This is a genomic window from Nocardioides sp., assembly GCF_044226305.1.
Classification (GTDB): Bacteria; Actinomycetota; Actinomycetes; order Propionibacteriales; family Nocardioidaceae; genus Nocardioides.
In genome coordinates, this window is sequence record NZ_JBGAHF010000011.1 from 99,758 (window position 1) to 124,831 (window position 25,074).

At 73.3% G+C, this 25,074-nt stretch carries 21 protein-coding genes; 10 read left to right on the forward strand and 11 right to left on the reverse strand.

Annotated features, from left to right (window positions below):
* Positions 1-30 precede the first annotated feature (30 nt).
* On the forward strand, positions 31-1,374 hold the full coding sequence (locus ACILQ5_RS13430; protein ID WP_395658515.1) for a threonine/serine exporter ThrE family protein: 1,344 nt from the start codon (positions 31-33) through the stop codon (positions 1,372-1,374).
* On the opposite strand, the gene ACILQ5_RS13435 is transcribed toward ACILQ5_RS13430, so the two are convergent.
* On the reverse strand, positions 1,337-2,179 hold the full coding sequence (locus ACILQ5_RS13435; RefSeq protein WP_395658516.1) for an SDR family NAD(P)-dependent oxidoreductase: 843 nt from the start codon (positions 2,177-2,179) through the stop codon (positions 1,337-1,339). The genes ACILQ5_RS13430 and ACILQ5_RS13435 overlap by 38 nt on opposite strands.
* Positions 2,176-3,711: a flavin-containing monooxygenase gene (locus ACILQ5_RS13440; RefSeq protein ID WP_395658517.1), complete on the reverse strand. Its 1,536-nt coding sequence runs from the start codon at positions 3,709-3,711 to the stop codon at positions 2,176-2,178. The genes ACILQ5_RS13435 and ACILQ5_RS13440 overlap by 4 nt, the downstream gene beginning before the upstream one ends.
* 50 nt (positions 3,712-3,761) lie before the next feature.
* Here ACILQ5_RS13440 and ACILQ5_RS13445 point away from each other — a divergent pair, with 50 nt between their 5' ends.
* Positions 3,762-4,406 carry a TetR/AcrR family transcriptional regulator gene (locus ACILQ5_RS13445; protein WP_395658518.1) on the forward strand — a complete coding sequence of 215 codons (645 nt, stop codon included), beginning with the start codon at positions 3,762-3,764 and terminating at the stop codon, positions 4,404-4,406.
* Here ACILQ5_RS13445 and ACILQ5_RS13450 read toward each other — a convergent pair.
* From ACILQ5_RS13450 to ACILQ5_RS13465, 4 genes are all read right to left on the reverse strand, one after another.
* Positions 4,309-5,808 (reverse strand): sensor histidine kinase, encoded by a 1,500-nt coding sequence (locus ACILQ5_RS13450; protein WP_395658519.1) that lies wholly within the window; start codon positions 5,806-5,808, stop codon positions 4,309-4,311. The two genes, ACILQ5_RS13445 and ACILQ5_RS13450, sit on opposite strands and share 98 nt — an antisense overlap.
* Positions 5,809-5,810: 2 nt before the next feature.
* The gene (locus tag ACILQ5_RS13455; protein WP_395658546.1) at positions 5,811-6,527 is read right to left on the reverse strand and encodes a response regulator transcription factor; all 717 of its coding nucleotides are present in this window, start codon (positions 6,525-6,527) and stop codon (positions 5,811-5,813) included.
* A 48-nt stretch (positions 6,528-6,575) separates the two neighbouring features.
* Positions 6,576-7,817: a hypothetical protein gene (locus ACILQ5_RS13460; RefSeq protein WP_395658520.1), complete on the reverse strand. Its 1,242-nt coding sequence runs from the start codon at positions 7,815-7,817 to the stop codon at positions 6,576-6,578.
* Positions 7,818-7,886: 69 nt separating this feature from the next.
* Positions 7,887-9,416 (reverse strand): FAD-dependent oxidoreductase, encoded by a 1,530-nt coding sequence (locus ACILQ5_RS13465; protein ID WP_395658521.1) that lies wholly within the window; start codon positions 9,414-9,416, stop codon positions 7,887-7,889.
* Positions 9,417-9,490: 74 nt separating this feature from the next.
* Between ACILQ5_RS13465 and hrpA the strand changes: the two genes are divergently transcribed.
* The 3 genes from hrpA (at position 9,491) to ACILQ5_RS13480 (ending at position 14,506) form a co-directional block, all read left to right on the forward strand.
* Complete coding sequence (hrpA, locus tag ACILQ5_RS13470; protein ID WP_395658522.1) at positions 9,491-13,303, forward strand: ATP-dependent RNA helicase HrpA; 3,813 nt, start codon at positions 9,491-9,493, stop codon at positions 13,301-13,303.
* Positions 13,300-13,911, forward strand: a complete 612-nt coding sequence (locus ACILQ5_RS13475; protein WP_395658523.1) for a hypothetical protein — start codon at positions 13,300-13,302, stop codon at positions 13,909-13,911. The genes hrpA and ACILQ5_RS13475 overlap by 4 nt, the downstream gene beginning before the upstream one ends.
* A gap of 124 nt (positions 13,912-14,035) precedes the next feature.
* Positions 14,036-14,506, forward strand: coding sequence for a type II toxin-antitoxin system PemK/MazF family toxin (locus ACILQ5_RS13480; protein WP_395658524.1), 471 nt, complete (start codon positions 14,036-14,038; stop codon positions 14,504-14,506).
* A gap of 12 nt (positions 14,507-14,518) precedes the next feature.
* Here ACILQ5_RS13480 and ACILQ5_RS13485 read toward each other — a convergent pair whose 3' ends face one another.
* The gene (locus ACILQ5_RS13485; protein WP_395658525.1) at positions 14,519-15,304 is read right to left on the reverse strand and encodes a hypothetical protein; all 786 of its coding nucleotides are present in this window, start codon (positions 15,302-15,304) and stop codon (positions 14,519-14,521) included.
* Positions 15,305-15,417: 113 nt separating this feature from the next.
* Here ACILQ5_RS13485 and ACILQ5_RS13490 point away from each other — a divergent pair, with 113 nt between their 5' ends.
* The 4 genes from ACILQ5_RS13490 to ACILQ5_RS13505 all read left to right on the forward strand — a co-directional run bounded on the left by ACILQ5_RS13490 (position 15,418) and on the right by ACILQ5_RS13505 (position 19,936).
* Positions 15,418-16,824, forward strand: a complete 1,407-nt coding sequence (locus tag ACILQ5_RS13490; protein WP_395658526.1) for an ABC transporter substrate-binding protein — start codon at positions 15,418-15,420, stop codon at positions 16,822-16,824.
* Positions 16,825-16,901: 77 nt separating this feature from the next.
* Positions 16,902-18,053 (forward strand): fatty acid desaturase family protein, encoded by a 1,152-nt coding sequence (locus tag ACILQ5_RS13495; RefSeq protein WP_395658527.1) that lies wholly within the window; start codon positions 16,902-16,904, stop codon positions 18,051-18,053.
* Positions 18,054-18,721: 668 nt separating this feature from the next.
* The gene (locus ACILQ5_RS13500) at positions 18,722-19,474 is read left to right on the forward strand and encodes a DUF222 domain-containing protein (protein ID WP_395658528.1); all 753 of its coding nucleotides are present in this window, start codon (positions 18,722-18,724) and stop codon (positions 19,472-19,474) included.
* Positions 19,475-19,936: an HNH endonuclease signature motif containing protein gene (locus ACILQ5_RS13505; RefSeq protein WP_395658529.1), complete on the forward strand. Its 462-nt coding sequence runs from the start codon at positions 19,475-19,477 to the stop codon at positions 19,934-19,936. It abuts the gene before it with no gap.
* 90 nt (positions 19,937-20,026) lie between these two features.
* On the opposite strand, the gene ACILQ5_RS13510 is transcribed toward ACILQ5_RS13505, so the two are convergent.
* Positions 20,027-21,376, reverse strand: coding sequence for an HRDC domain-containing protein (locus ACILQ5_RS13510; protein ID WP_395658530.1), 1,350 nt, complete (start codon positions 21,374-21,376; stop codon positions 20,027-20,029).
* Position 21,377: 1 nt separating this feature from the next.
* Positions 21,378-22,016 (reverse strand): DUF3000 domain-containing protein, encoded by a 639-nt coding sequence (locus ACILQ5_RS13515; RefSeq protein WP_395658531.1) that lies wholly within the window; start codon positions 22,014-22,016, stop codon positions 21,378-21,380.
* 70 nt (positions 22,017-22,086) lie between these two features.
* Here ACILQ5_RS13515 and hemE point away from each other — a divergent pair, with 70 nt between their 5' ends.
* On the forward strand, positions 22,087-23,136 hold the full coding sequence (gene hemE, locus ACILQ5_RS13520) for a uroporphyrinogen decarboxylase (RefSeq protein WP_395658532.1): 1,050 nt from the start codon (positions 22,087-22,089) through the stop codon (positions 23,134-23,136).
* Here hemE and ACILQ5_RS13525 read toward each other — a convergent pair.
* Together ACILQ5_RS13525 and ACILQ5_RS13530 are read right to left on the reverse strand one after the other, a co-directional pair.
* Complete coding sequence (locus ACILQ5_RS13525) at positions 23,096-24,067, reverse strand: DUF4349 domain-containing protein (RefSeq protein WP_395658533.1); 972 nt, start codon at positions 24,065-24,067, stop codon at positions 23,096-23,098. The two genes, hemE and ACILQ5_RS13525, sit on opposite strands and share 41 nt — an antisense overlap.
* On the reverse strand, positions 24,064-25,014 hold the full coding sequence (locus ACILQ5_RS13530) for a LysR family transcriptional regulator (RefSeq protein WP_395658534.1): 951 nt from the start codon (positions 25,012-25,014) through the stop codon (positions 24,064-24,066). The genes ACILQ5_RS13525 and ACILQ5_RS13530 overlap by 4 nt, the downstream gene beginning before the upstream one ends.
* Positions 25,015-25,074: the final 60 nt, after the last annotated feature.

The following is a 25,074-nucleotide window of genomic DNA, read 5'->3' on the forward strand; positions in this document are numbered from 1 at the left end:
GTCTACCAGCCGGCTGCCACCATGGCCGCCATGCCGGCGACTCGGGAGCTGAACCTCACCCTCGACCTCTGCCTGCGCATCGGCGAGCTGCTGCTGTCCTCCGGTGCGGGCGCCGCCGACGTGACCGCCACCATGCAGGCGATCGCGTGGCGGTACGGCGTCCGGCACCCCGAGACGGACGTGACGTTCACGTCGCTGTCGATGAGCCACCAGGAGGACCCCGAGGAGCCGCCGGTCGTGCTGATCCGGCAGGTCAAGCAGCGTGACATCGACTACGAGGACCTCACCCTGGTCGACCACCTGGTGCGCGACGTGCTGCACGGCGACGTGGACGTGACCGAGGCCCGGTCGCGGTTGGCGCGCATCGTCTCCTCCGGCCACGTGCTGCCGCGCTGGGCCGCGACCGTCGGCTGGGGCGTGATGGCCGCGGGCGTCGGCCTCCAGCTCGGCGGTGGCCCGGCCGTGGTGGTGCTCGCGTTCGCCGCCGCCGTGGCCATCGACCTGCTCCAGACCGCGATGGCGCGGCGCCGGATCCCGTTCTTCTACCGCCAGGTCGCCGGAGGCGGGGTGGCGACGCTGATGGCGGTCCTGGCGGCGTCGACCTGGCTCGACGTCGACCCGTCGCTGGTCGTCACGGCGAACATCGTCATGCTGCTCGCCGGCATCGGCTTCATGGGCGCGCTCCAGGACGCGCTCTCCGGCTTCTACGTGACCGCCGGCGCCCGGCTGACCGAGGCGCTGCTCGCGACCGCCGGCATCATCGCCGGGGTGAGCGGCGGCCTCACCGTCGCCGACCTGGTCGGCGTCGACGTGGGCCGCATCGAGCCCGGCGCGTCCGACCTCAAGGAGCTCTCGGTGATGGCGGTGGGTGCCGCGGTCTGCGCCGCGGCGTTCGCGTTCGCCTCCTACGCGCCGCGCCGCACGCTGGTCCCCGTCGGGCTGGTGGCCGCCGCTGCGATGGTGATCTCCCAGTCGGTCGGCCTCGGCGGGGTGGGCAGCACGTGGTCGACCGCCCTGGCGGCGTTCTTCGTCGGCCTGGTGAGCTTCGGGGTGGCCGCCCGGCTGCGGGTGCCGCCGCTGGTGGTGATCGTGCCCGCGGTCGTGCCGATGCTGCCGGGACTCTCGATCTACCGCGCGCTCAGCCTGCTCACCGAGGGCGACACCGAGACCTCGGCCGGGCTGCTGGCGATGGTGACCGCGGTGTCCATCGCGCTCGCGCTCGCGTCCGGCGTGATCCTTGGCGAGTACGTCGCCCAGCCGCTGCGCCGCGAGGCCCGGCGTCTCGAGAGCCGGCTCGCCGGCCCGCGCCTGGTCGGCCCGCTCCGGGTGACCCGGGTCAGACGACGGTCGTCCGCTCCGGCAGGACGCGGCTAGCGGCGCGGGCGACGATGTCCTGGTAGCGGGACCCGGTCAGCTTGGCGAGGTGGTGCACCGCGTGCGCGTCCAGGCCGACCAGCACCCTGGCCTTGTTGCTCTGCACGCCCTTGACGATGATCTCGGCGGCCCGCTCGGGCGTCATCTTGGCGAGCTTCTCGTCGAAGAGCTCGGCGGTGCGCTGCTTGTCCTCCTTGTCGGAGACCCGGGCGTTGCGTGCGATCGCGGTCTTGATCCCGCCGGGGTGCACGACGGTGACCCCGACCGGGTGACCGGCGACCAGCATCTCCTCGCGCAGCGCCTCGGACATCCCGCGCACGGCGTACTTGGCGGCGTTGTACATGCTCTGCCCCGGCATCGACACCAGCCCGAAGAGCGAGGAGAGGTTGACGAGGTGGCCGTCGCCGGAGGCGATCAGGTGCGGCAGGAACTCCTTGGTGCCGTGGACGACGCCCCAGAAGTTGATGCCGATGATCCAGTCCATGTCGGTGTACTCGAGGTCCTCGAGGTTGCCGGCCAGCGCGACGCCGGCGTTGTTGACCACGACGTTCACGACGCCGAAGTGCTCCACGACGGTGGTCGCGTAGGCGGCGAACGCGGCCCGGTCCGCGACGTCGAGGTGGTCCGAGCGCACCTCGCGCACCCCGGCGGCCTTGACCAGGTCGACGGTCTCGGCCAGCCCGTCGTCGTCGACGTCCGAGATCGCGAGGCGCGCCCCGCGGCGCGCGAAGTCCAGGGACAGGGCGCGGCCGATCCCCGAGGCGGCGCCCGTGATCACGACGACCTTGTCGTCGAAGCTCTTCATGCCGGCTGCTCCTGTCGGTCGGTGCGGATGGGGGTGGCGGGCGTGGTCGTGTAGGCGTCGGCGTCGAACCTCGCCAGCTGGCGACGGAAGGTGACCGTCGACTTCGGCCACAGGGTCGTGTTGCGGCCGTGCTCGTCGAGGTACCAGCTCTCGCAGCCGCCGGTCGTCCAGACCGTGCGCCTCATCCGGCGCTGCAGGTTCGAATTCCAGCGGCGGAAGGGCGGCACGCGCGGCTCCACCGCGCCCCAGCCGTGCTCGCGCATCGCGCGCAGCGCGCCGCGCAGGTAGGCGACCTGCGCCTCGATGATGAAGACCATGCTCGTGTGGCCCTGGCCGGTGTTGGGGCCGACGAGGACGAACAGGTTGGGGAAGCCCGGCACGGTCGAGCCCTTGTAGGCCGCCATGCCGCTCTCCCGCCAGACGTCGGCGAGCGTCCGGCCCGCGGTGCCGGTGACGTGCTCGGCGAAGGGCAGGTCGGTGGTGTGGAAGCCGGTGGCGACCACGATGGCGTCGACCGGGCGCTCGGTGCCGTCCGCGGTCACGATCCCGCCCGGGGTCACCGCGGCGATCGGGTCGGTGACCAGCTCGGTGGTGTCGGCCGCGAGCGCGGGGTACCAGGTGTTCGAGCGGAGGATCCGCTTGCAGCCGATCTCGAAGTACGGCGTCACCCGCTCGCGCAGCGCCGGGTCCTTGATCCCCTTGCGGATGTTGGCCAGCGCGGCCTGCTTGGCCGGTGCGGCGAGCCGCGGCTCGACGGTGAACGCCGGCACGTAGCCCTCGTGGGCCCAGTAGACGCCGGTGCGGTAGGCCTTGCGCAGCAGCGGGAGCCGGCGCAGCGCGCGCCGCTCCAGCGAGCCGTAGCGCCGGTCGTTGCGGGGGATCACCCACGGCGCCGTGCGCTGGTAGACGTCGAGGTGGCCGCCGGTGGACTCCAGCAGCTGCTGGAGCTCGGGGACGATCTGGATCGCCGAGGCGCCGGTGCCGATGACCGCCACCCGCTTGCCGGCCAGGTCGACGTCGTGGTCCCACCGGGCCGAGTGGAAGAGGTCACCGCCGAAGGTCTCGATGCCCGCGATCTCGGGCAACCTCGGCTCCGACAGGCTGCCGGCGCCGACGACGAGGGTCCTGGACTCCACGGTCCGCTCCCCGTCCGGCCCGGTGATGCGGGAGCGCCACACCTGGGCGGCGTCGTCCCACGCGGCGTCCTCGAACCGGGTCGCGAACCGGAACCTGTCCAAGGTGCCCGACCGCTCGGCGACGTCGCGGATGTAGGCCTGGATCTCCGGCTGGGGGGAGTAGGACGAGGACCACTCGGGGTTCGAGGCGAACGAGTAGGAGTAGAGCTGGCTCGGGACGTCGCACGTCGCACCGGGGTAGGTGTTGTCGCGCCAGGTGCCGCCGACGTCGAGGCCCTTCTCGACGACGAGGAAGTCGGTCTCGCCGTCCTCCTGGAGCTTGATCGCCGCGCACAGCCCGGCGAAGCCGGCACCGACGATCAGGTGCCGCACGGTGGAGGGGAGCGGGGCAGACATGCGGCCGACCGTACTGGCGTTATTGAAAAAGTGTCAATAGAGTGCGGGGTGTGAGCCAAACTACGACGGGACGCACCCGGTTGTCGCCGGAGGAGCGCCGGGAGCAGCTGCTCGACCTCGGCGTCCGGCTGCTCGCCACCCGGTCCCTCGACGAGCTCTCGATCGACCTGCTCGCCGAGGAGGCGGGCATCTCCCGCGGCCTGCTCTACCACTACTTCGGCAACAAGCACGCCTTCCACGAGGCCGTCGTACGCCGGGCCGCGGACGACCTGATCGCGAAGACCACGCCGCCGGTCGAGGGCGGACCGGTGGAGCGGCTGCTGATCTCGCTGGCGGCGTACCTCGACTACGTCGTCGAGAACCACGAGGGCTACCTGTCCCTGGTGAAGGCCGCCGCGGGGGGCAACGAGACGCTGCGCGAGATCTACGAGGACTCGCGCTCGGCGCTCAACGGACGCATCTTCCGCGAGGACGCCCAGCCCGGCGCCGAGGGCGGGCAGATCATCCCCGACACCCCGACCACCCGCCTCGTCGTGCGGGGGTGGTCGGCGATGGTCGAGGAGCTGGTGCTCTCCTGGATCGACGAGCCGGGGGAGGTCACCCGTGAGCAGCTCCTCGAGGTGATGGCGGCGTCGCTGCCGGCACTGGTCGAGGTGGTTCCGGCGGCGGCGCGGCAGGAGCCGGGGTCAGCCTGACGTCGACCGTCGTGTCGCCGGGGACCGAGCGCAGCGCGACGGTCCCGCCGTGCGCGGTCACGATCGCCTGGACGAGCGCGAGCCCCAGGCCCACGCCGACCTCGGCGCCCCGGGTGCGTGCGGCGTCGCCACGGACGAACCGCTCGAAGGCGTGGTCGACGAGCTCCGGGGGGAACCCAGGACCGTCGTCGTGGACGGAGAAGCCGTCGCGCCGCAGGCGCACGGTGACGGTGGTGCCCGCCGGGGTGTACTTGCGGGCGTTGGTGAGCAGGTTGGTGACGACCTGGTGCAGCCGCAGGGAGTCGCCAATGACCTCGTACGGCGTGTCGACGGCGTCGTCGGGCACCTCGACCTGCCAGCGGTGTGCCGGGTCCACGACCTGCGCGTCCGACACGGCCTCGACCAGCAGCCGGGTGAGGTCGACGGGGTGGCGCTCCAGCGGCCGCCCGGAGTCGAGGCGGGCGAGCAGCAGCAGGTCCTCGACGAGCGAGGTCATCCGCCCCGACTCCTCCTCGACCTTGTCCAGCGCGGTCCCGACCGTCTCCGCGTCGCCGGGTCGGCGGCGGGCGAGCTCGGCGTAGCCCGCGATGGTCGCGAGCGGGGAGCGCAGCTCGTGGGAGGCGTCCGCGACGAACTGCCGGACCTGCTGCTCGCTGCGGTGCCGGGCCGACAGTGAGCTCTCGACGTGGGCGAGCAGCGTGTTGAGCGCCGAACCCACCCGGCCGACCTCGGTCCGCTCGTCGGTGAGCCGGTCGGGCACCCGCTCCTCGATGTCGATGTCGCCCGACGAGAGGGGCAGCGCCGCCACCGTGTGCGCGGTCGCGGCCACCTCGCGCAGCGGTCGCAGCTGGCGTCGTACGACGAGCAGGGCGGCCACGGCCGCCACGACGATCGCGAGCAGCGCGAAGAGCGCCTCCCACCAGACGAGCTTGGCGATCGTCTCGGTGACCTGGTGCTCGGGGATCCCCACGACGATGGTGCCGCTGGGCACCGGGGCGGCGGCGACGCGGTAGGAGCCCAGCCCGGGGATGGACACCGAGGACGCGTCGTCGCCGGTGGGTGCGGGCGACAGGGCGTCGAGGGTGGCGGCGTCGAGCGGCTGCTTCCCGATCCGGTCGTCGCCGTCGTCGTCACCGGCCGCGATCATCACGCCGGTCGGGTCACCACTGTCCGGGATCCCGGCGATCACGGTCCCGACGGGTGCTCCGAGCCCGACCGGCTGGTTCCGCGCGACGGCCTCGACGGTGCGGTGGAGGTTGTCCTGCACCTGCCGGTCGAGCTGGTCGTTGAGGTAGCTGCGCATCGCGAGCGCGGTCGCTGCCCCGAGGAGCGCGGAGACCACGAGCACCAGCACGACCGTCGTGAGCACCAGCCGCGAGGTGAGCGAGCGGAAGGCGTTCACCCTCAGGCTCCCGGGGCCGGCTTCAGGACGTAGCCGGCGCCGCGCATCGTGTGGATCATCGGCTCGCGGCCGGCGTCGATCTTCTTGCGCAGGTAGGAGATGTAGAGCTCGACGACGTTGGCCTGGCCGCCGAAGTCGTAGTTCCAGACCCGGTCCAGGATCTGCGCCTTGCTCAGCACCCGGCGCGGGTTGCGCATCAGGAAGCGCAGCAGCTCGAACTCGGTCGCGGTCAGGGAGATCTCCTCGCCGGCCCGCGACACCTCGTGGCTGTCCTCGTCGAGCTCCAGGTCGCCGACGACCAGGACCGAGGACGACTGCGCCTGCTGGGCGCCGGCCCTCCGCATCAGCCCGCGCAGCCGGGCGACCAGCTCCTCGAGCGAGAACGGCTTGGTGACGTAGTCGTCACCGCCCGCGGTCAGGCCCGCGATCCGGTCCTCGACGGCGTCGCGGGCGGTCAGGAACACGACGGGGAGGTCCGGGTCGGAGGTGCGCATCCGGCGCAGCACCTCGAGACCGTCGAAGTCGGGGAGCATGACGTCGAGCACGACGGCGTCCGGTCGGAAGTCCTTCGCCGTCGCCACCGCCTTGGAGCCGGTGTACGCCGCCTCGACCTGCCACCCCTCGTAGCGCAGCGCCATCGACACGAGCTCGGCGATGTTGACCTCGTCGTCGACGACGAGCACGCGCAGGGGAGATCCGTCGGGTCGGGTCAGCTCCATGCCGCTCATCGTGACGAGGCTATCTGTGACCCCGCTGTGCGTCCCCTGTCAGCGTGCCTGGAGCGGGAACCGCACCCGGTGGGTGCCGAGCTCGTGCCGCGACGAGGTCGGTGAGGTGGTCACCTCGGCGTAGAGCCGGTCGTGGCCGCTGGTGTCGACCGAGATCCGCCAGTGACCGCCGCGACCCACCGTGGTCCGGTGCTGCTCGACCACGGGGCCGTCGAAGTCGCCGGTCCGCACCGTCACCTCGGCCCGGACCGCACCCGGCGGGCTCCCGGCACCGCTGAAGGTCGTCGTGTCCCCGACCCGGACCGTCTTGCAGGTCGGCGGGAACGGCAGGACGTCGGGGTCCTGCCGGCAGCGCCGGCCGTCGACGAGGGGCTCGGAGGCGTCGGCCCAGAAGGTCTGGAGCTGCTCGGTGCTCGGCACGTCACCACCCGGCTGGTGCCAGACCGCGCGCCAGGACGCGGACCGGTCCGCCGTCCCGTGCCAGGTGCCCGCGTGGGTGACGGTCCGCCATGCGGTCGTCGGTCCGCTCCAGCGGCGCTGGAGGACGACGTCGGCGCCCGGCACGCGCACCGCGCTGTCGCTCCGGACGTCCCAGCGGTGGGCGACGCCGCGGACGACGAACGGGTCGCCGGCGTCCAGCCGGCCGTCGTACGGCGGGCCGTCCTCGCGCGCCTGCACGGTCGTCCACGTGCGCGGCTCGAAGTCGTAGAGGTCGTGGCGGGCACCGATGCCGTCCAGCCGCACTTCGTCGCTGTCGAGGCAGGGGCCGGTCAGCAGCCCGGCGGCCCAGTGGTCGCCCTTGCCGAACTCGGCGAGGTAGTCGTCGATCGAGCCGGTCCAGCCGTCGGGGCCGTGCAGCACGGCGTCGTCGAGCCAGACCCGCAGCCAGGCGTCGCGCTCGAGGTGCACCGGGTCGCTCAGGAGCACGTCGTCGTCGACCTCCACCCGCCACTGGGCCGTGGGGGCGTCGCCGGTCGTGGCCCGGACGATGTACTGCGCCCCGTGCAGGGGGCGCGGGTCGCGCACCAGCAGCCCGCCGGTCGTCTCGGGTGCGGCGGTCACCCGGGCGCTGCCCCGGCCGCGCCAGGTCAGGTCGGAGGCGCCGATCCTCACGTCGGGCAGGTCGCCGGGGTCGCCCGCACAGGTCTGCCCGACGACCTCGAACCGGTCGTCGAGCGCCCGGACGGTGATGTAGTGGTCGTCGCCGGCGCTCGCCGGGGCGGCGAGCAGCGCGGCCCCGAGGACGAGCGGGGCCGTGAGAGCGAGGGCTGCACGGCGCACGCTCCCACCGTACGTCGCCCCTACCTGTCCTGACCTGTACGAAAGGGCAAGACCTTCGGGCAGGTGGCCCTACGCGCTCGTCCGCCCGACGTCGCGCACCGCGAGCGACGCGAAGACCATCGCGGAGCCGAGCGGGGCGCCCGGGCCCGGGTACACGGCGCCGAAGACCGACGCCGCGGAGTTGCTGGAGGCGTACAAGCCTGCGATGTGACTGCCGTCCGGGCGCAGCACCCGGCCACGCTCGTCGGTGACCAGCCCGCCCTTCGTCCCGAGGTCGGACAGCACGAAGCGGGCCGCGTAGAACGGCGCCTCGGTGCACGGGGTGAGCGCCTTGTTCGGGCCCGCCCCGCCGGCGAAGAAGGTGTCGTACTCGTCGTCCCCGCGACCGAAGTCCTCGTCGACCCCGCTCGCGCAGAAGCCGTTGAAGCGCTCGACGGTCGCGACCAGCTCCTCGGCGGGTACGCCGATCAGGTCGGCCAGCCCGGGCAGCGAGTCTGCCGTCACCCAGGTGCCGGCCGCGAGGTGGGCGGCCGGGTCGCCCTCGGGCATCGCGATGGCGGGCAGCCTGCCGCCCTCGCGGGAGTCGAAGACGAACCACGACGGGATCCGGCCTGGTGTCTTCGCCATCTCGCGACCGAACCGGTCGTAGGGCAGGCACTCGTTCGCGTAGCGCCGGCCGTGCTGGTCGACCATCAGCCCGGACCGGAAGCCGAGCGTGAAGGACCCGCCGCCGTCCGGCTGCTCGAGACCGGGGCAGAACCAGCCGACCGCGGAGTAGTCGGTCGCGGCGCCGAGCGCCACGGCCGCCTCGATCGGCTCGCCGGTGTTGGTGCCCGCCGGCGCCATCGTCCAGGCGACGTCCCCGGGCACGCCGTGCTCGGCGCGCAGCCGGGCGTTGCCCTCGAAGCCACCGGCGGCGACGAGCACGCCGCGCCGCGCGTGGATCTCGACCGGCCCCTCGGGGGTCATGGCGGCGACGCCGGCCACCCGCAGCTCCGCGCCGGCGCCGCCGACGACGAAGCCGGTGACCGGCAGCTCGGTCAGCACCGTGCCGCCCTCGCGCAGGAACCCGTCCAGCAGGCGGGCGACGAGCGCCTGACCGCCGCTGAGCGTGTTCCGCCCGCCCTCGCCGGCCCGGTCGCGCTCGACCGGGGGCCGGACCAGCGCCCCGACCTGCTCGGGCAGGTCGCCGCGCCTGACGTTGGCCGGCTGGACCGACCGGCCGAACGGGACCCGGCCCGGCGCGTCGTAGTACTCGGGGAACGGCAGCCACTCGAAGTCGATCGCCTCGTCGGCCTCCAGCTCGGCGACCAGCGTGGGTGCGTGCTCGAGGAAGGCCTCGACCTTCGCCTGGTCGGCGCCCTCGAGGATGGCGGCGAGGTACTCGCGCGCCGACTCCGTCGAGTCCGGGATGCCCGCCCGCTGCTGCACCTGGCTGCCGGGCAGCCAGCAGGCGCCTCCCGAGTACGCCGACGTGCCGCCGAGCAGCGCGGTCTTCTCGACCACGACGGTGGACAGGCCCGCCTTCTGCGCGAGGAACGCGCCGGTCATGGCGCCCCCGCCGGACCCGACCACGACCACGTCGTACGCATCGCTCATGCCTGGCAATCTAGAACACGTTCTATTCGCCGTCGAGGCGCGGGGCTGGCGCCGCTTGGCAGAATGGTCCGGTCATGACCGAGCTCCAGATCGCCTACCCGCCGGAGCTGCCGGTCACCCAGCGCCGCGAGGACATCGCGGCCGCCATCCGCGACCACCAGGTCGTCATCGTCGCGGGCGAGACCGGCTCGGGGAAGACCACCCAGCTGCCGAAGATCTGCCTCGAGCTCGGTCGGGGCCGGCGGACCGGCCGCACCGGCGGGATGATCGGCCACACCCAGCCGCGCCGGATCGCGGCCCGCTCGGTCGCGGAGCGGATCGCCAGCGAGCTGGGCACCGAGCTCGGCGACCTGGTCGGCTACCAGGTCCGCTTCACCGACCGGACCTCGAAGCAGAGCCGGGTCAAGCTGATGACCGACGGCATCCTGCTCGCCGAGCTGCAGCGCGACCGTCAGCTGCGCCGCTACGACACGATCATCATCGACGAGGCCCACGAGCGGAGCCTCAACATCGACTTCCTGCTCGGCTACCTGAAGCGGCTGCTGCCGAAGCGGCCGGACCTCAAGCTGATCATCACCTCGGCGACCATCGACGTGGAGCGGTTCGCGCAGCACTTCGACGCGCCCGTGGTCGAGGTGTCCGGACGCACCTACCCGGTCGAGGTCCGCTACCGCCCGCTCATGGCCTTCGACGAGGAGGACGAGGACGGCGAGGTCGTCGTCCGCGACCAGACCGAGGCGATCGTCGACGCGGTCAAGGAGCTCTCAGCCGAGGGGCCGGGCGACGTCCTGGTCTTCCTCCCCGGGGAGCGGGAGATCCGCGACACCGCCGACGCGCTCTCCGAGCTGACGGCGTCCACGCGCGGCGGCGGGGTGGAGGTCGTGCCGCTCTACTCGCGGCTCTCCGCGGCCGAGCAGCACCGGGTGTTCTCCGCGCACACCGGCCGCCGGATCGTGCTCGCCACCAACGTCGCCGAGACCTCGCTGACCGTGCCGGGCATCCGGTACGTCGTCGACACCGGCGTCGCCCGGATCAGCCGCTACTCGGCGCGCACCAAGGTGCAGCGGCTGCCGGTCGAGCCGATCAGCCAGGCGTCGGCCAACCAGCGCTCGGGTCGCTGCGGCCGCGTGGAGGCGGGCATCGCCGTCCGGCTCTACTCCGAGGAGGACTTCGACGGGCGTCCGGAGTTCACCGACCCCGAGATCCTGCGCACCAACCTGGCCAGCGTCATCCTGCAGATGGCCTCCCTCGGGCTCGGCGACATCGCCCGGTTCCCGTTCGTCGAGCCGCCGGACCGGCGCAACGTGACCGCCGGCGTCCAGCTGCTCGAGGAGCTCGGTGCGCTGGCCACGGCGGTCGAGGTGCGAGCGGAGCAAGCCTCGAAACCCCGTGGTCCCCATCTCACCCCGGTCGGCCGACGCCTGGCCCGGCTGCCGATCGACCCGCGGCTGGGCCGGATGGTCCTCGAGGCCGAGCGGCTCGGCTGCGTGCGCGAGGTCGTCGTCATCGCGGCGGCGCTCTCGCTCCAGGACCCGCGCGAGCGCCCGGGCGCGGACCGGCCGACCGAGCGGGCGCACGCCGACCAGCTCCACGCCCGGTTCAAGGCCGAGGGCAGCGACTTCCTGACCTGGCTCAACCTCTGGCGCTACGTCAAGGAGCAGCAGCGCGAGCTGTCGTCCTCGGCGTTCCGCCGGATGTGCCGGCGCGAGCACCTCAACTACCTGCGGGTGCGCGAGTGGCAGGACTTCGAGTCCCAGCTGCGCCAGGTCTGCAAGGAGATGGACATCCAGGTCGGCCGGCCCGCGGACAGCCCCGACGCGGACGGGATCCACCAGGCCCTGCTCTCGGGGCTGCTGTCCCACATCGGGATGCTCGAGGAGCGCGACCGCAAGGACGCGGCCAGGTCCCGGGGACCGCGCGAGTACCTCGGCGCCCGCGGTACCCGGTTCGCGATCTTCCCCGGCAGTGGCCTGCACCGGAAGAACCCGCCGTTCGTGATGGCCGGCGAGCTCGTCGAGACCAGCCGCCTGTGGGCCCGGCAGAACGCCGCGATCGACCCGGTGTGGGCCGAACGGCTCGGCGCGCACCTGGTCAAGCACTCCTGGTCCGAGCCGCACTGGAGCAAGAAGCGCGCCGCCGTCATGGCCCACGAGCGGGTCGTCCTGTACGGCGTCCCGCTGGTCGCCGACCGCCTCGTCTCCTACGGCAAGGTCGACCCGCCGCTGGCGCGCGAGCTGTTCATCCGGCACGCGCTCGTGCAGGGCGAGTGGAACAGCCGGCACCGGTTCCTCGACACCAACCGGCGGCTGCTCGAGCAGGCCGAGGAGCTCGAGCACCGGGCCCGGCGCCGCGGGATCGTCGTCGACGAGGAGACCCTCTTCGACTTCTACGACCAGCGGGTGCCGGCCGACGTCGTCAGCGGTGCGCACTTCGACAGCTGGTGGAAGCGCGAGCGGCAGCGCAACGGCCGGCTGCTCACCTTCGACCCGGCGATGCTCACCCGCGACGCCGCGGACGAGATCAGCGAGGCCGACTACCCGGAGCAGTGGGAGGCGGAGGGGCTGACCTTCCCGATCAGCTACCACTTCGAGCCCGGTGCGGCCGACGACGGCCTGACGATCGACGTGCCGGTGGCGACCCTGAACCGGGTCGAGGCCGAGGACTTCTCGTGGAACGTGCCCGGGCTGCGCGAGGAGCTGGTCACCAGCCTGATCCGCAGCCTGCCCAAGGCCCTGCGGGTGAGCTTCGTGCCGGCGCCGAACAAGGCCCGGGAGTTCCTGGCCGCCGCCCCGCCCGGCGAGGAGCCGTTGCTCGACGCGCTGGAGCGCTGGTGCCGGTCGACGACCGGGGTGGTCGTGCCGCGCGACGCGTGGGACTGGTCCAAGGTGCCCGAGCACCTGCGCCCGACGTACCGCGTCGTCGACGACCGCGGCCGCGAGCAGGCGCGCGGGAAGGACCTCGACGCGCTCAAGGAGCCGCTGCGGCCCACGTTCGCGCAGGCGATCCACGAGGTCGCCACCGAGAGCGGCCTGGCGCGCAGCGGCGAGACGAGCTGGGTGTTCGACACCGTGCCCCCCTCGTTCACCCAGCACCGGGCTGGCCACGAGGTCCAGGTCTTCCCGGGGCTGGTCGACGAGGGTGCGACCGTCGGGCTGCAGGTGTTCGGCTCGGCCGAGGAGGCCGCGGCCCGGCACCGGCTCGGCGTCCGCCGGCTGCTCCTCCTCGAGTCGGAGTCACCGGTCAAGCGGGTGCTGGACGGGCTGACGAACGTCGAGAAGCTCGGCCTCGCCGGCTCGCCCTACCCCTCGGTCGCCGAGCTGCTCGAGGACTGCCGGGCCGCCGTGGTCGGCGCCGCGGTCGACGCGCGGCCGCCGGTCCGGGACCGCGCGGCGTACGACGCACTGCGGGCCGAGGTCGCGCGCGACCTCGAGCCCCGGCTGCGCACCGTGATGGCCGACGTGATCCGGGTGCTCGACGCCTGGCGGCGCGCCGAGAAGTCCCTCAGCGGCCGCGCCGAGATGACGGTGCTGCCGGCCCTGACCGACATGCGCGCCCAGCTGGGCCGCCTGGTGCACCGCGGCTTCGTGGGGGAGGCCGGCGTCACCCAGCTGCGCCGCTACCCGACGTACCTGGCCGCGCTGGAGCAGCGCCGCGAGAAGCTGGCGTCGCAGGTGGCACGCGACCGGCAGCTGATGGACCAGGTCGGGCCGCTCCAGGACGCCTACCTGCACCGGCTCGAGGCGCTCCCCGAGGGCCGGCCGCCGGGGGAGCGGCTGCGGCAGGTGCGGTGGATGCTCGAGGAGTACCGGGTGTCGCTGTGGGCCCAGCAGCTCGGCACGCCGGCGCCGGTCAGCGACCAGCGGATCCGACGTACCCTCGACGGATGACCAGCCCAGGGGACGCCGATCGTCGGTACCACCGCCCGATGACGCCCGGGAACCTGTTCTTCGAGGCGATGCTCGGCGGCACCGACCCGGCGCTGGTCAGCGAGGCCGCCGACCGCGCGGCGGTGCTGCTGGTGCGCGGCGCCCGGGAGTCGGGCGACGCCGAGGTCGCCGACCGGCTGCTGCACCTGGCCGACGCCGAGGGCATCGAGACGATCGCCGAGGTCTGGGCCGGCGCGCCCGCGGACTCGTTGTCCGGGTGCCTGTGGCGGCTCTACCTGCTGCGCTCGTGGGTGTACGCCGACCCGGCCGGCGTCGCGCGCGAGTTCGAGGCCGGCCTCCGCAGCGCGCCGGTGGCGCGGGTCGTCGCCGGCGTCGCCGACCCGCCCGGGCCCGACCAGCTGAAGGCGATGATCGACGAGGTGCTGAGCGGGATCGCCCGCAGCGACTTCGCCGACGTGCTGCTCCGCGCCGCCGCGTTCGCGCGGGTCGTCGCGGCCGGCCGGGCCGCCCTCAGCGGCCCGACGAACGCCGAGGTGCAGCGGATGCTGGTGCTCTCCGAGCAGCTCGAGGCGGCGGGCCACGTCGAGATGGAACACGAGCTCGGCTGAGGCCGTTACACTCTCCGAGGAGCACGTCGGGCTGCGGCAGCCCCGGGTCCCAACATCAGCCGCTACGAGCGGCCACGCGCCGTGAGGCGCTCCCGGTCCGACGTGCTCCTCTACCTTTCTCCCCATGAGATCGCTGCGCCGCCTCTTCCGCCGACGCGACCGGGCCGCCGCGGGCAGAGCGGCCCCGGGGAGCGCGGCCCCGGGCGGGGTGCAGCTCGGCTACGCACCCGTCGCCGACGGCCGTCCCGACCCCGGCGAGGTCGTCTGGGCGTGGGTGCCCTTCGAGGACGACCCGACCCAGGGCAAGGACCGGCCGGTGCTGCTCGTCGGCCGCGACGGCGACCGGCTGCTGGGCCTGATGCTCACCAGCAAGGACCACGACCGCGACGCCGCCCAGGAGGCCCGCTGGGGCCGGCAGTGGATGGACGTCGGCGTCGGCGCGTGGGACCGCGAGCGGCGGCCGAGCGAGGTCCGGCTCGACCGGCTCATCGAGCTCGAGGTCTCCGGCGTACGACGCGAGGGGGCCGCGCTGGACCGGGCCGTCTTCGACCAGGTGGTGGCGGCGGCACGCCGGCTGCGGACCTTCGACCGGTAGCGGTCCCGCGGTCTAGAAGGTCCGGGCGATCCTGCGCACCGCGACCCGGGTCGGGTCCCACGAGGTCGGGTAGTCGTCGCCGCGCGTCGACACCTCGACCAGGGTCACGTAGCTGCCGGTCCGCAGCACGCCGAGCCCTGCTGCGCGCGCGGCGAAGGTGCCGCGGTAGCTGTCGGCGGTGCCGGTGGGCACGGTCACCGGCCGCAGCGGCCCGACCGAGGCCTCGTCCACCCGGGACTCGCAGTCGTCGCGCCAGGCGACCAGGACCTGGTGCGCCCGCCACGCCGACCGGGCGTCGGCGAACCGGCCGACCACCTGGGTCGCGGTGAGCCCCGCGCCGGCCGTGTAGGTGCGGTGCACGGCCTCGACCGCCCCGATGGTGCCGAGCGGCGTCTTCTGGCAGCCGCCGACCGGCGCGGTGTCGTCGCTGGTGGTGGTGCCGACCGTCCAGGTGCGTCCCGCGACCCGGGGCAGCCGGTCGGCCGCGAGCAGGTGGGCCTCGGCGTCGGACCGGTCCGTGGGCGAGCCCAGGGAGCCGACCTTGTGCCGTCCCTGGTCGTCGCCCTGGTGCCGGTCCCGCCGGTGCGTGGGTCGTCCGGGCGCGCTGCTCGGCGTCGCGGACGCGCGGGAGCTCGACGTGGGGGCGCTCGACGCGGGCGCGCTCGACGTGGGCGCGGGGCTGGTGGGGTCGGGAGCGGCCGCACCTCCCGTCGTACCGCCGTCGGAGCCGCACGCGGCAGCCACCGCTGCGACCAAGGTCACGGCGGCGAGGAGGGACGTCGTCCGGACCCGAGGCACGCCCGCCATCGTAGGGAGGATCGCGGCCCGGACCGTGTCACGACACTCGGTAGGGTGGCGGCGGCCCGGTTGTTCTCGGGCACAGCGTTGTCCCGGGGACGAGGAGGATCGGAGTGAGGGTTCGCCGTACGGCGATGGCGGCGGTCGCGACTCTCGGCGTGGTCCTCGCAGCGGCCGCCTGCACCGGCAGCGACTCCGCCGGGCCGACGCCGGAGCCGACGAAGTCGTCGTCGACGCCGCCGCCGGTGAAGCACCTGACCTTCGGCGCCTACGGCCCCAGCACCGAGATGTCGGCGTTCCGGACCACGGTCGAGGAGTGGAACGCCTTCTCCAAGGGGCCCGACGTGCGGATGCACGTGTGGGACTCCCACCAGGCCTTCCGCAAGGCGGTGGAGTCCGGGGTCGACCTGCCCGACGTCTTCCTCACGTCGCGGACGGACCTGCGGTGGCTGCTCGACAACGACCTGACCCAGCCGGTCGACGAGCTGCTGGACGACCGTGGCGTCGACTTCGGCGACGGCTACTCGCGCGACTCCCTGCAGGCGTTCAGCGCCGACGACCGGCTCCAGTGCATGCCGTACGGCGTGTCGCCGATGGTCGTCTACTACAACAAGCAGCTCGTCGACTTCGACCGGATGCGCAAGCGCGGGCTCGACGCGCCGGACGAGGGTGCGACCTCGTGGTCGTTCGACCAGTTCGCCGCAGCGGCGCAGTTCGCGAGCCGCCCCGCCCGCGGCACCAAGGGCGTCCAGATCGACGCCACGCTGCCCGGCCTCTCGCCGTTCATCGAGTCCGGTGGCGGCTCGGTCTTCGACGACGGCACCGACCCCACGTCGCTCGACTTCTCCAGCGACGACTCGAAGGCCGCGCTCGACCGCACGCTCCAGCTGCTCCGCGACCCCCGGTACACGCTCAGTGAGACCGAGCTCGCCGAGGCGTCGCCGCTGCGCTGGTTCGAGCGGGGTCGCCTCGGCATGATCGCGGGCTACCGCTCGCTGGTGCCGCAGCTGCGGCTCATCCCGGGGCTGGAGTGGGACGTGCTGCCGATGCCGGTCCTCGGCAGCTCGGCGACCGTCGGGGACGTCAGCGGGCTGTGCCTGTCGAAGGACGCCGCGAGCACCCCCGACGCCGCGGACTTCATGGTCCACGAGCTGTCGGTGGACTCGGTCACCCGGGTGACGCGGACCGGCTACCTCGCGCCGGCCAACCTCGAGGTCGCCCTCAGCGACACCTTCCTCCAGCCCGGCCGCCAGCCGGAGACCTCGTCGGTGTTCAACACCACGGTGCGGTCGATGGACTTCGGGCCGCTGATCGACTCGTGGACCGAGCTCGAGAAGGCGGTCGAGCCGGACCTCGAGGAGCTGGTCCACGGACCCGGCATCCTCGACCTGGACACGATCACGCAGCAGATCGACGAGACCTCCAGGCCGATCCTCGACCCGACGTACACCCCGTCCCCGAGCGCGTCCTCGAGCACCTCCTCGAGCGCCTCGTCGATGTCCGCCTCACCGTCCGGCTGACCCCTCGGGGGTCTGACCGCGGCCGGACGACGTCGCGCCGATCGCATCGGAAGCGGTCCGCCCGGGTACCTTGAAGCATGACTCTCACCGCTGTCCGACCTCCTGTGGTCGTGGCGCCCGGGACGAGCGCGGTCGACACCGAGCTCCTCGCCCGGGAGCTCGACGCGATCCGGCAGGAGGTCCTGGACTCGCGCGGTGAGCGGGACGCGGCCTACATCCGCCGCCTGGTCCGCGTGCAGCGGGTCCTCGAGATCGGCAGTCGCGCCGCGCTGCTCGGCAGCCGGCGGCGGTCGCTGTGGCTGCTGGGGACGGCCGGGCTCACGCTGGCCAAGGTGCTCGACAACATGGAGATCGGCCACAACGTCCTGCACGGGCAGTGGGACTGGATGCGCGACCCGAAGATCCACTCGACGACCTGGGAGTGGGACCACACCTCGCCGGCGGAGCAGTGGAAGCGCGCGCACAACGAGACGCACCACCTCTACACGAACGTGCTCGGCCGCGACAACGACCTGGGCTACGGCATCATGCGCGTCGACGAGGCCCAGGAGTGGGCGCCCCGGCACCTGGCCCAGCCGCTGCTGAACTTCGTGACGGCCTGCATCTTCGAGTACGGCATCACGATGTTCGACCTCGACCTCGGTGACAGCCTCCGCGACAAGGCCCAGCTGACGCCCGAGAAGAAGGCCGAGGTCAAGGTGGCCCTGGCCAAGGTGCGCAAGCAGGTCGTGAAGGACTTCGTGCTCTACCCGGCCCTGTCCGGCCGGGCCTGGCGCTCGACGCTCGCCGCGAACGCCACCGCGAACCTGGTGCGCAACCTGTGGAGCCACTCGGTGATCATGTGCGGGCACTTCCCCGAGGGCGTGCAGACCTTCGAGCAGGAGACCCTCGACGAGGACGAGACCCGGGGCGAGTGGTACCTGCGGCAGATGCTCGGCTCGGCCAACATCTCCGGCTCCCGCTTCATGCACACGATGACCGGCAACCTCTCCCACCAGATCGAGCACCACGTCTTCCCGGACCTGCCGAGCAACCGCTACATCGAGATCGCCCCCCGGGTGCGGGCGGTCTTCGACCGCTTCGGCCTCGCCTACAACTCGCGTCCGTTGGTGCGCCAGGTCGCCAGCGCCTGGCACCGGGTCGTGCGCCTCTCGCTGCCCAACGGCTGGCTCGCCGAGACCAACCGCCGCAACCTGCTGCCCCAGCTGCGCCGGCTCCGGCACGCCTGACCCTCACGGGGCGCCGGTGGTCGAGCTTGTCGAGACCCCGGGACGGTGTGCAGGGCGGTGACGTCGTCAGGTCGCGGTCCGCTGGGGTTGCGACCGACGTGGCAGCGAAGCGGGTACGGCGGCTTCCGGTCGCGGCTGATTCCCGGCTCACGGTCGGCGGCTGGCGCGGGCGTCATGCAACCGGTGGTCGAGCTTGTCGAGACCCCGGAAGGTGAGGCAGGGCGGTGACCACTGAGAGCTGGTTGCGGGTTCGCTCTGGTTGCGACCGACAGGCAGCAAGAGCGGGTACGGCGGGCCTCCTGGGTGCGGCTACTTCCCGGCTCACGAGTCGCGCGGGCGTCAGGCCGCCGGTGGTCGAGCTTGTCGAGACCCCGGGATGGTGTGCAGGGCGGTGATGTCGGCAGCTTGCGGTCCGCTGGGGTTGCGACCGACGTGGCAGCGAAGCGGGTGCGGCGGCCTCCTGGGTGCGGCTACTTCCCGGCTCACGGGTCGGCGGCTCGCGCGGGCGTCATGCCACCGGTGGTCGAGCTTGTCGAGACCCCGGAAGAAGGGGCCGGGCAACGACCGCCGAAGCAGCCTCGAAGATTTTACCTTCGCGGTGCTCAGATCCCTGTGGACACAGGGGATTCTCGGGTCGGACTGTCGGTGGCCAGTGCTTGGCTGGACCCATGGAAGCCACCGCCGCCATCACCTCGGGACCCACTCCCGAGCTCTCCCCGGAGAGTGTGCTGGCTGCGGCGGTCGAGGTCCGCGACCTCGAGGACGCGGCCGCGATCCACAAGCTCCAGCTCGCCGCCGACTGGGTCACCCTGCATCCGGGTGAGGAGGTCGACACCTCGATCGAGTACGGGATGCGGGACCTGCAGATCGCCGGCGATGGCGCCCCGACGATCGACGAGGGTGCGGTCGCGGAGTTCGCGCTGGCGATCGGGGTCTCCACCGACACCGGTCGCACCTACCTCGGCGACGCCGTGGAGCTCCGGCACCGGCTCCCGCGGCTGTGGGCGCGGGTGGTCGCCGGGCAGGTGGCGGTGTGGAAGGCCCGGAAGGTCGCCCAAGCCACCCGGTGCATCCCGCCCGACGCGGCGGCGGTGGTGGACCAGCGGCTCGCCTGGTGTGCGCACCGGTGCTCGTTCGCCGAGATCGACCGCCAGGTCGCCAAGGCCCAGGCCGAGCACGATCCTGACGCCGCCGAACAGCGCCGCGTCGAGGCGCTCGAGCGACGACACCTCGACATCGACCTCGACCACGTCACCGACGGGATCGTCCACATCGACGGCGACGTCGACCTCGCCGACGCCCTCGCCCTCGAGGAACTCATCCGGACCAAGGCCGCCACCCTCGACCCCGAGCTGCCCCTCGACGTGCGCCGCGCCCAGGCCGTCGGCCTCCTCGGCGCCGATGGTCGGACCGAGGTGTAGGTGGTCGTCTACGCCCACACCCGCCCCGGCCAGGCGATGGTCGACGTCGAGAACGGCCGCACCGTCATCACCCCCGAGCACCTCAAGGACTGGTGCCAGGCCGCGGGCACCAAGGTCACCGTCCGGCCCGTCATCGACCTCAACGCGGAACAGTCGACACCCTGGTACGAGCCGACGGACCTGATGAAGGAGCAGGCCCGGCTGCGCTACGGCGAGTGCGCGTTCGTGGGCTGCCACCGACCCGCCCGCGACGACGATGCGGACCACATCGACGCATGGCCACACGGGAAGACGGTCTCCTCGAACCTGGCGCCCCTGTGCCGTCCGCACCACCGGCTCAAGACCTTCACCGCCTGGACCTACCGGGTCGTCGCAGGTGTCGGGTTCGTGTGGACCAGCCCGATGGGCCACACCTACCTCAGCCCCTTCGTCACCGACCCGCCACCACGACATACCCGCTGACCCGGACCCTGCCGACCACGAGCACCACGGCCGGCGGGGCCACTGCCGTGCCCGGCCGTCGGTGGCAGCCGACGGCGGCTCCTGAGGAGCTCAGTCGTCCGCGGCCGGCTGTTCGGACGCCGGCTCGTCCGGGTCGTCCTGCTCGACGACCGCCTCGACGACGGGCTCGACGGCCGGCTCCTGCTCGGCCGTGAGGATCGCGTCCACGATGATGGGGCCGGCGATCTCGACCTGCCAGGGGCGGGCGCCGTACGCCGTGAGCTGGTCGGCCACCAGGGGCGGGAGTCGGTCGGGGTCCCGCGTGGCGGGCGGGGTCCACAGCGTGCGGCGCAGGTAGTCGGGGGTCAGCAGGTTCTCGACCGGCAGGTTCAGCTCCTCGGCGCGCGCGGTCATCGCGTCCCGGGCGAGCACGAGCCGGCGGGCCGCGACCGGGTCCTTCTCGGCCCAGGCGCGGGGGAGCGGCGGGCCGTCGCCGCGGGGGGAGCGGGTGGGGAGCTCGGACTCGGGCATCTCGGCGACCTCGCGGAGGGCGGCGACCCAGCGGCCGGCGTACCGCTCGGCCCCGCGGCCGTGGAAGCCCTTGGTCGCGAGCAGCGCGTCGCGGTCGGAGGGCATCGCCTGCGCGGCGGCGACGATGGCGGCGTCGGGGATGATCCGGCCCGGGGTGACGTCGCGCTGCTCGGCCAGCGAGTCGCGGACCTCCCACAGCGCCCGGACCGCGCCGAGGCCGCGGCGGCCGCGGACCCGGTGCATGCCGGACGTGCGTCGCCAGGCCTCGACCCGGGGGGTCGGCCGGAAGCTACGGAGGGCGTCGAACTCCTGCCGGGCCCACTCGTCCTTGCCGGCGGCGACGAGCTCGGCGTGCAGCTGCGCCCGCAGCTCCACCAGCACCTCGACGTCGAGCGCGGCGTACTCCAGCCACGGCCCGGGCAGCGGCCGGGTCGACCAGTCGACCGCGGAGTGCTCCTTGGCCAGCCGGGCGCCGAGCAGGCTCTCGACCAGCGTGGCCAGCCCGACCCGCGGGTAGCCGAGCAACCTCCCGGCGAGCTCGGTGTCGAAGAGCGCGGTCGGCTGCAGCCCGACCTCGGCGAGGCAGGGCAGGTCCTGGGTCGCGGCGTGCAGGATCCACTCGGTCCCCTCGAGGACCTCCTGGAGCTGCGGCAGTGCGCCGAACGGGATCGGGTCGAGGAGGAAGGTGCCCGACCCCTCGCGGCGCAGCTGGATCAGGTAGGCGCGGGAGGAGTAGCGGTAGCCCGACGCGCGCTCCGCGTCGACCGCGACCGGACCCGACCCGGCGGCGATCCGCTCGCAGAGCTCGACGAGCGCCGGCTCGGTGTCGACCACCGGCGGCAGGCCGTCGCGGAGCGTGAGGAGCGGGATCTCGGCGGGCTCCTCGACGGGGTCCGGGGTCGGGTCTTCGGTGGGATGCTCCGAGGTCATGTCAGCGTCCCGAGCCCCGCTGGCCGCGGCGGCTCGGCATCACGGCGACACCGTCGGGCACCGGCGGCAGCCCCACCGCCGTGCACAGCAGCTCGCCCCACGCCTCGACGTGCGGCGCGAGGTCCAGCGGCGCGAGTGCGGGGGCGTCGTCGGGCTGCAGCGGCGTCCACGAGGCGCGGATCTCGATCTGCGCGGTCCCGCCCTCGTCGGCCATCCCGCCGAAGCTCTCGGTCGAGACCCGGGTGACGGTGCCCGAGATCGCGGTGTACGACGCCCCGTGCGCCTCGAGCGCCTCGGTCAGCCAGGACCAGCCGACCGCGCCCAGCAGCGGGTCGATCGCCTGCTCGAGGTCGACGTCGGCCCGCGTGTAGGCGACGCAGCGGAAGGTGCCCTCCCAGGCGTCGTTGCCGGCCGGGTCGTGCAGCAGGATGATCCGCCCGGTCCCGACGTCGGTGTCGTCGACGGTCACGTCGGCCGAGAGCGCCGCGGCGTAGGGCGCGATGCGCTGCGGCGCCGGCATCTCCTCGCAGAAGACCTCCGGGCGCAGCCGGGCGGCGTGCATGGTCGCCACGGCGTCCCGGAACTCCGGGGGCACCGCGGCCGCACCGTGTCCCGGGTGCGTCTCCTGACCGACGACCATGGGGTCACAGTAGGTCGCCCCCCGCGGTCCCGATGTGCGAACACGCCGGTTGACCTGCGAGGCTTCACCCGTGACGAGCCTCCGCGACCCCGCTCCGGAGCTCGCGGGAAGCGCCTTCCTCAAGGCCGCCCGCGGCGAGCCGGTGCCGCACACGCCGGTGTGGTTCATGCGCCAGGCGGGCCGTTCGCTGCCCGAGTACCTCGAGGTCCGCCGCGGTGTCGGCATGCTCGAGTCCTGCATGAAGCCCGAGCTCGTCGTGGAGATCACGCTCCAGCCGGTCCGCCGCTACGGCGTCGACGCGGCGATCTTCTTCTCCGACATCGTGCTCCCGCTCAAGGCGGTCGGCGTCGACCTCGACATCAAGCCCGGCGTCGGTCCCGTGGTGGCCCGGCCGGTCGAGACGCTGGCCGACGTCGAGGCGATCCCGGACCTGACCCCCGACGCCGTCCCCTTCATCACCGAGGCGGTCCGCGAGCTGGTGGGCGAGCTCGGCAGCACCCCGCTGATCGGGTTCGCGGGTGCGCCGTTCACCGTGGCGTCGTACCTCGTCGAGGGCGGACCGTCGAAGGAGCACGCCCGCACCAAGGCGATGATGTTCGGCGCCCCCGACGTGTGGGACGCGCTGATGCGCAAGATCGCCGGCATCTCCGCGGCGTACCTCGAGGTCCAGGTCGCCGCCGGGGCCTCGGCCGTCCAGCTCTTCGACTCGTGGGCCGGTGCGCTCACCCCGCAGGACTACCGCACCCAGGTGATGCCGCACTCCGCCCACGTGCTCGAGCGGGCCGGGGCGCTCGGCGTCCCGCGCATCCACTTCGGCGTCGGTACGGCGAACCTGCTCGGTCTCATGGGCGAGGCCGGTGCCGACGTGGTCGGCGTCGACTGGCGCACGCCCCTCGACCAGGCGATCCCCCAGGTCGGCGACCGCGGCGTGCAGGGCAACCTCGACCCGACGCTGGTGTTCGCCCCGACCGACGTGATGACCGCCCGGGCGGCCGAGGTGATCGAGGCCGGCCGCGCCGCGAAGGGGCACGTCTTCAACCTCGGCCACGGCGTCATCCCGACGACCGACCCCGACCAGCTCAAGCGGCTGACGGAGTTCGTGCAGAGCTACGAGCGGTGATCCGCCGCCGGACCGCCCGGACCACCAGGTAGGCGGGCAGGCCCAGGACCAGCAGCACGACGAGCCAGGGCAGCAGCGCACCGAACGCGGTGGCGAGTGCGACCGCGAACGCGGCCAGCGCGCCCCAGCCCGCCGACAGGCCGGCCAGGAACCCGGACTCGTCCTTCTCCTCCTTCGGAGCGGGCTTCGCCGGGATCTCGTCGATGCTCACGGTGATCGTGGACAGCGAGGTCTGGCCGCGCAGGTAGGCGGCCTGCCGCTCGAGCGAGTCGAGGTCGGCCTGGCGGCGCGAGAGCTCGGCCTCGATCGCCATCACGTCGCGGATGCTCTGCGCCCGGTCGAAGAGCACGGTGATCCGGGCGATGCTGCGCTTCTGCGCCGCGAGCCGGGTCTGGGTGTCGATGAGCTGGGTGGTGACGTCGTCCTCGCTGCTGGTGGCCGACTCCAGCTCGGCGGTGCCGACGCCCTTGAGCGCGTCCATCGCCTGGCCGAACTGCTCGGTCGGGATCCGCAGCACCATCCGGGTGTACGCCGGGTGCCCGTCGTCGTCGGTGGTGGTCTTCTCCTCGGTGACCTGGCCGGCGAACCGGTCGACGACCTTCTGCACGTCGAACTGCGCCTTGCCGACGTCATCGGCGCGCAGCGCGACGTTGCCCTTGCGGATCACCGCCCGGGCCAGCACGTCGTCGCCCGGCTGCACCCGGTTCTTGCCGCTGGCGTCGTCGGTGTCGGTCGTGCCGAGCTCGGCGCCGTCCCGGAGCGCGTCGGCCGGGGCCGGCGCCTCCGCCGAGACCGCGCCGGAGTCGCCCCCGCCCGCCGACGACGCGCTCGAGCCGCCGTCGTCGGTCGCCCCGCCGCTGCAGCCGACGAGGGAGCCCGCGAGGAGGGCGGAGAGGAGGGCCAGGCTGGGAACGGCGGCGCGCGGGGTCATGCGGTCTGGGACGCGGCTCCTGGTCGTTCGGTTCCCGCCTCGGCGCCGGAGGCGTGGGCGCGGGCGTGCCGCAGCAGGACCGCCTCGAGGTCGCGCACCCGCCGCGGCACGTGCTGCTGGCGGCGCTGGCGCAGCACCAGGCTCACCGACGTGGTGTTGCCCGCCAGCGGCCGGAAGGTGATCAGCCCGGCCCGCTCCATCGGGTCGCCGGCGACGCTGTAGTCGGGCAGCACGGTCAGGCCGAGGCCCTGGGCCACCATCACCTTGCCGAGCTCGGACCCGTCGGTCGTGTACGACACCGCCGGCATCTCCGACCCGAAGAGCCGGTTCACGAAGCGGTGCATCAGGTAGCCCTCGCGCATCGCGACGAACGGCTCCGCCCGCAGCTGGTCCGTCGTCACCTCGTCGTACGCCGCCAGCGGGTGGTCGGCCGGCAGTACCGCCACGGGGTGCCCGTGCACGAGGCTGGTGCCGACCAGGTCGGTCGGCGGGTCGTCCCCCTCGAGGACGTTGACGAGGCCGAGGTCGAGCCCTCCCTCGACCAGGCCCTGGTTGATCCCGGCCTGCTGGGTGTTGACGACCTCGACCGTGCTGCCGGGGTACGACGCCCGGAAGTCGCGCATCGCGGGGACCAGCAGCGTCGCCGTCGCCGCGCTGACGGTGCCGACCCGGACCACGTGGTGACCCGCGGCCTGGTCGCCGGCGGCGGTGCGCAGCCGCTCGACGGCCTCGAGCACCTCGACCATGGGCTGGAGCAGCTCGCGTCCGCGCCGGCTGATCCGGGAGCCGGACCGCCGCCGGTCCAGCAGGGTGACCCCGAGCTCGCGCTCGAGCTTGGAGACCGCCTCGCTCAGGGCGGGCTGGGAGATGTGCAGCCGCTCGCTCGCCCGGCGCAGCGACCCGTGCTGGGTCACCGCGGCGATGTACTCGAGCTGTTCGATCCGCACGCGTGCTCCTCTCGTGAGCCCGCCGGGGGAGCGGGTGACAGGGATCGCCTGTCACCCCAT

What these genes read in the sequence shown, in the direction of transcription:
- ACILQ5_RS13430 (WP_395658515.1), top strand. Translation starts at nt 31, where the DNA reads ATGCCGGCGACTCGGGAGCTGAACCTCACCCTCGACCTCTGCCTGCGC.
- ACILQ5_RS13510 (WP_395658530.1), bottom strand. Translation starts at nt 21,376, where the DNA reads ATGACCTCGGAGCATCCCACCGAAGACCCGACCCCGGACCCCGTCGAG.
- ACILQ5_RS13440 (WP_395658517.1), bottom strand. Translation starts at nt 3,711, where the DNA reads ATGTCTGCCCCGCTCCCCTCCACCGTGCGGCACCTGATCGTCGGTGCC.
- ACILQ5_RS13455 (WP_395658546.1), bottom strand. Translation starts at nt 6,527, where the DNA reads ATGGAGCTGACCCGACCCGACGGATCTCCCCTGCGCGTGCTCGTCGTC.
- ACILQ5_RS13500 (WP_395658528.1), top strand. Translation starts at nt 18,722, where the DNA reads ATGGAAGCCACCGCCGCCATCACCTCGGGACCCACTCCCGAGCTCTCC.
- ACILQ5_RS13465 (WP_395658521.1), bottom strand. Translation starts at nt 9,416, where the DNA reads ATGAGCGATGCGTACGACGTGGTCGTGGTCGGGTCCGGCGGGGGCGCC.
- ACILQ5_RS13435 (WP_395658516.1), bottom strand. Translation starts at nt 2,179, where the DNA reads ATGAAGAGCTTCGACGACAAGGTCGTCGTGATCACGGGCGCCGCCTCG.
- hrpA (WP_395658522.1), top strand. Translation starts at nt 9,491, where the DNA reads ATGACCGAGCTCCAGATCGCCTACCCGCCGGAGCTGCCGGTCACCCAG.
- ACILQ5_RS13495 (WP_395658527.1), top strand. Translation starts at nt 16,902, where the DNA reads ATGACTCTCACCGCTGTCCGACCTCCTGTGGTCGTGGCGCCCGGGACG.
- ACILQ5_RS13475 (WP_395658523.1), top strand. Translation starts at nt 13,300, where the DNA reads ATGACCAGCCCAGGGGACGCCGATCGTCGGTACCACCGCCCGATGACG.
- ACILQ5_RS13525 (WP_395658533.1), bottom strand. Translation starts at nt 24,067, where the DNA reads ATGACCCCGCGCGCCGCCGTTCCCAGCCTGGCCCTCCTCTCCGCCCTC.
- ACILQ5_RS13480 (WP_395658524.1), top strand. Translation starts at nt 14,036, where the DNA reads ATGAGATCGCTGCGCCGCCTCTTCCGCCGACGCGACCGGGCCGCCGCG.
- ACILQ5_RS13515 (WP_395658531.1), bottom strand. Translation starts at nt 22,016, where the DNA reads ATGGTCGTCGGTCAGGAGACGCACCCGGGACACGGTGCGGCCGCGGTG.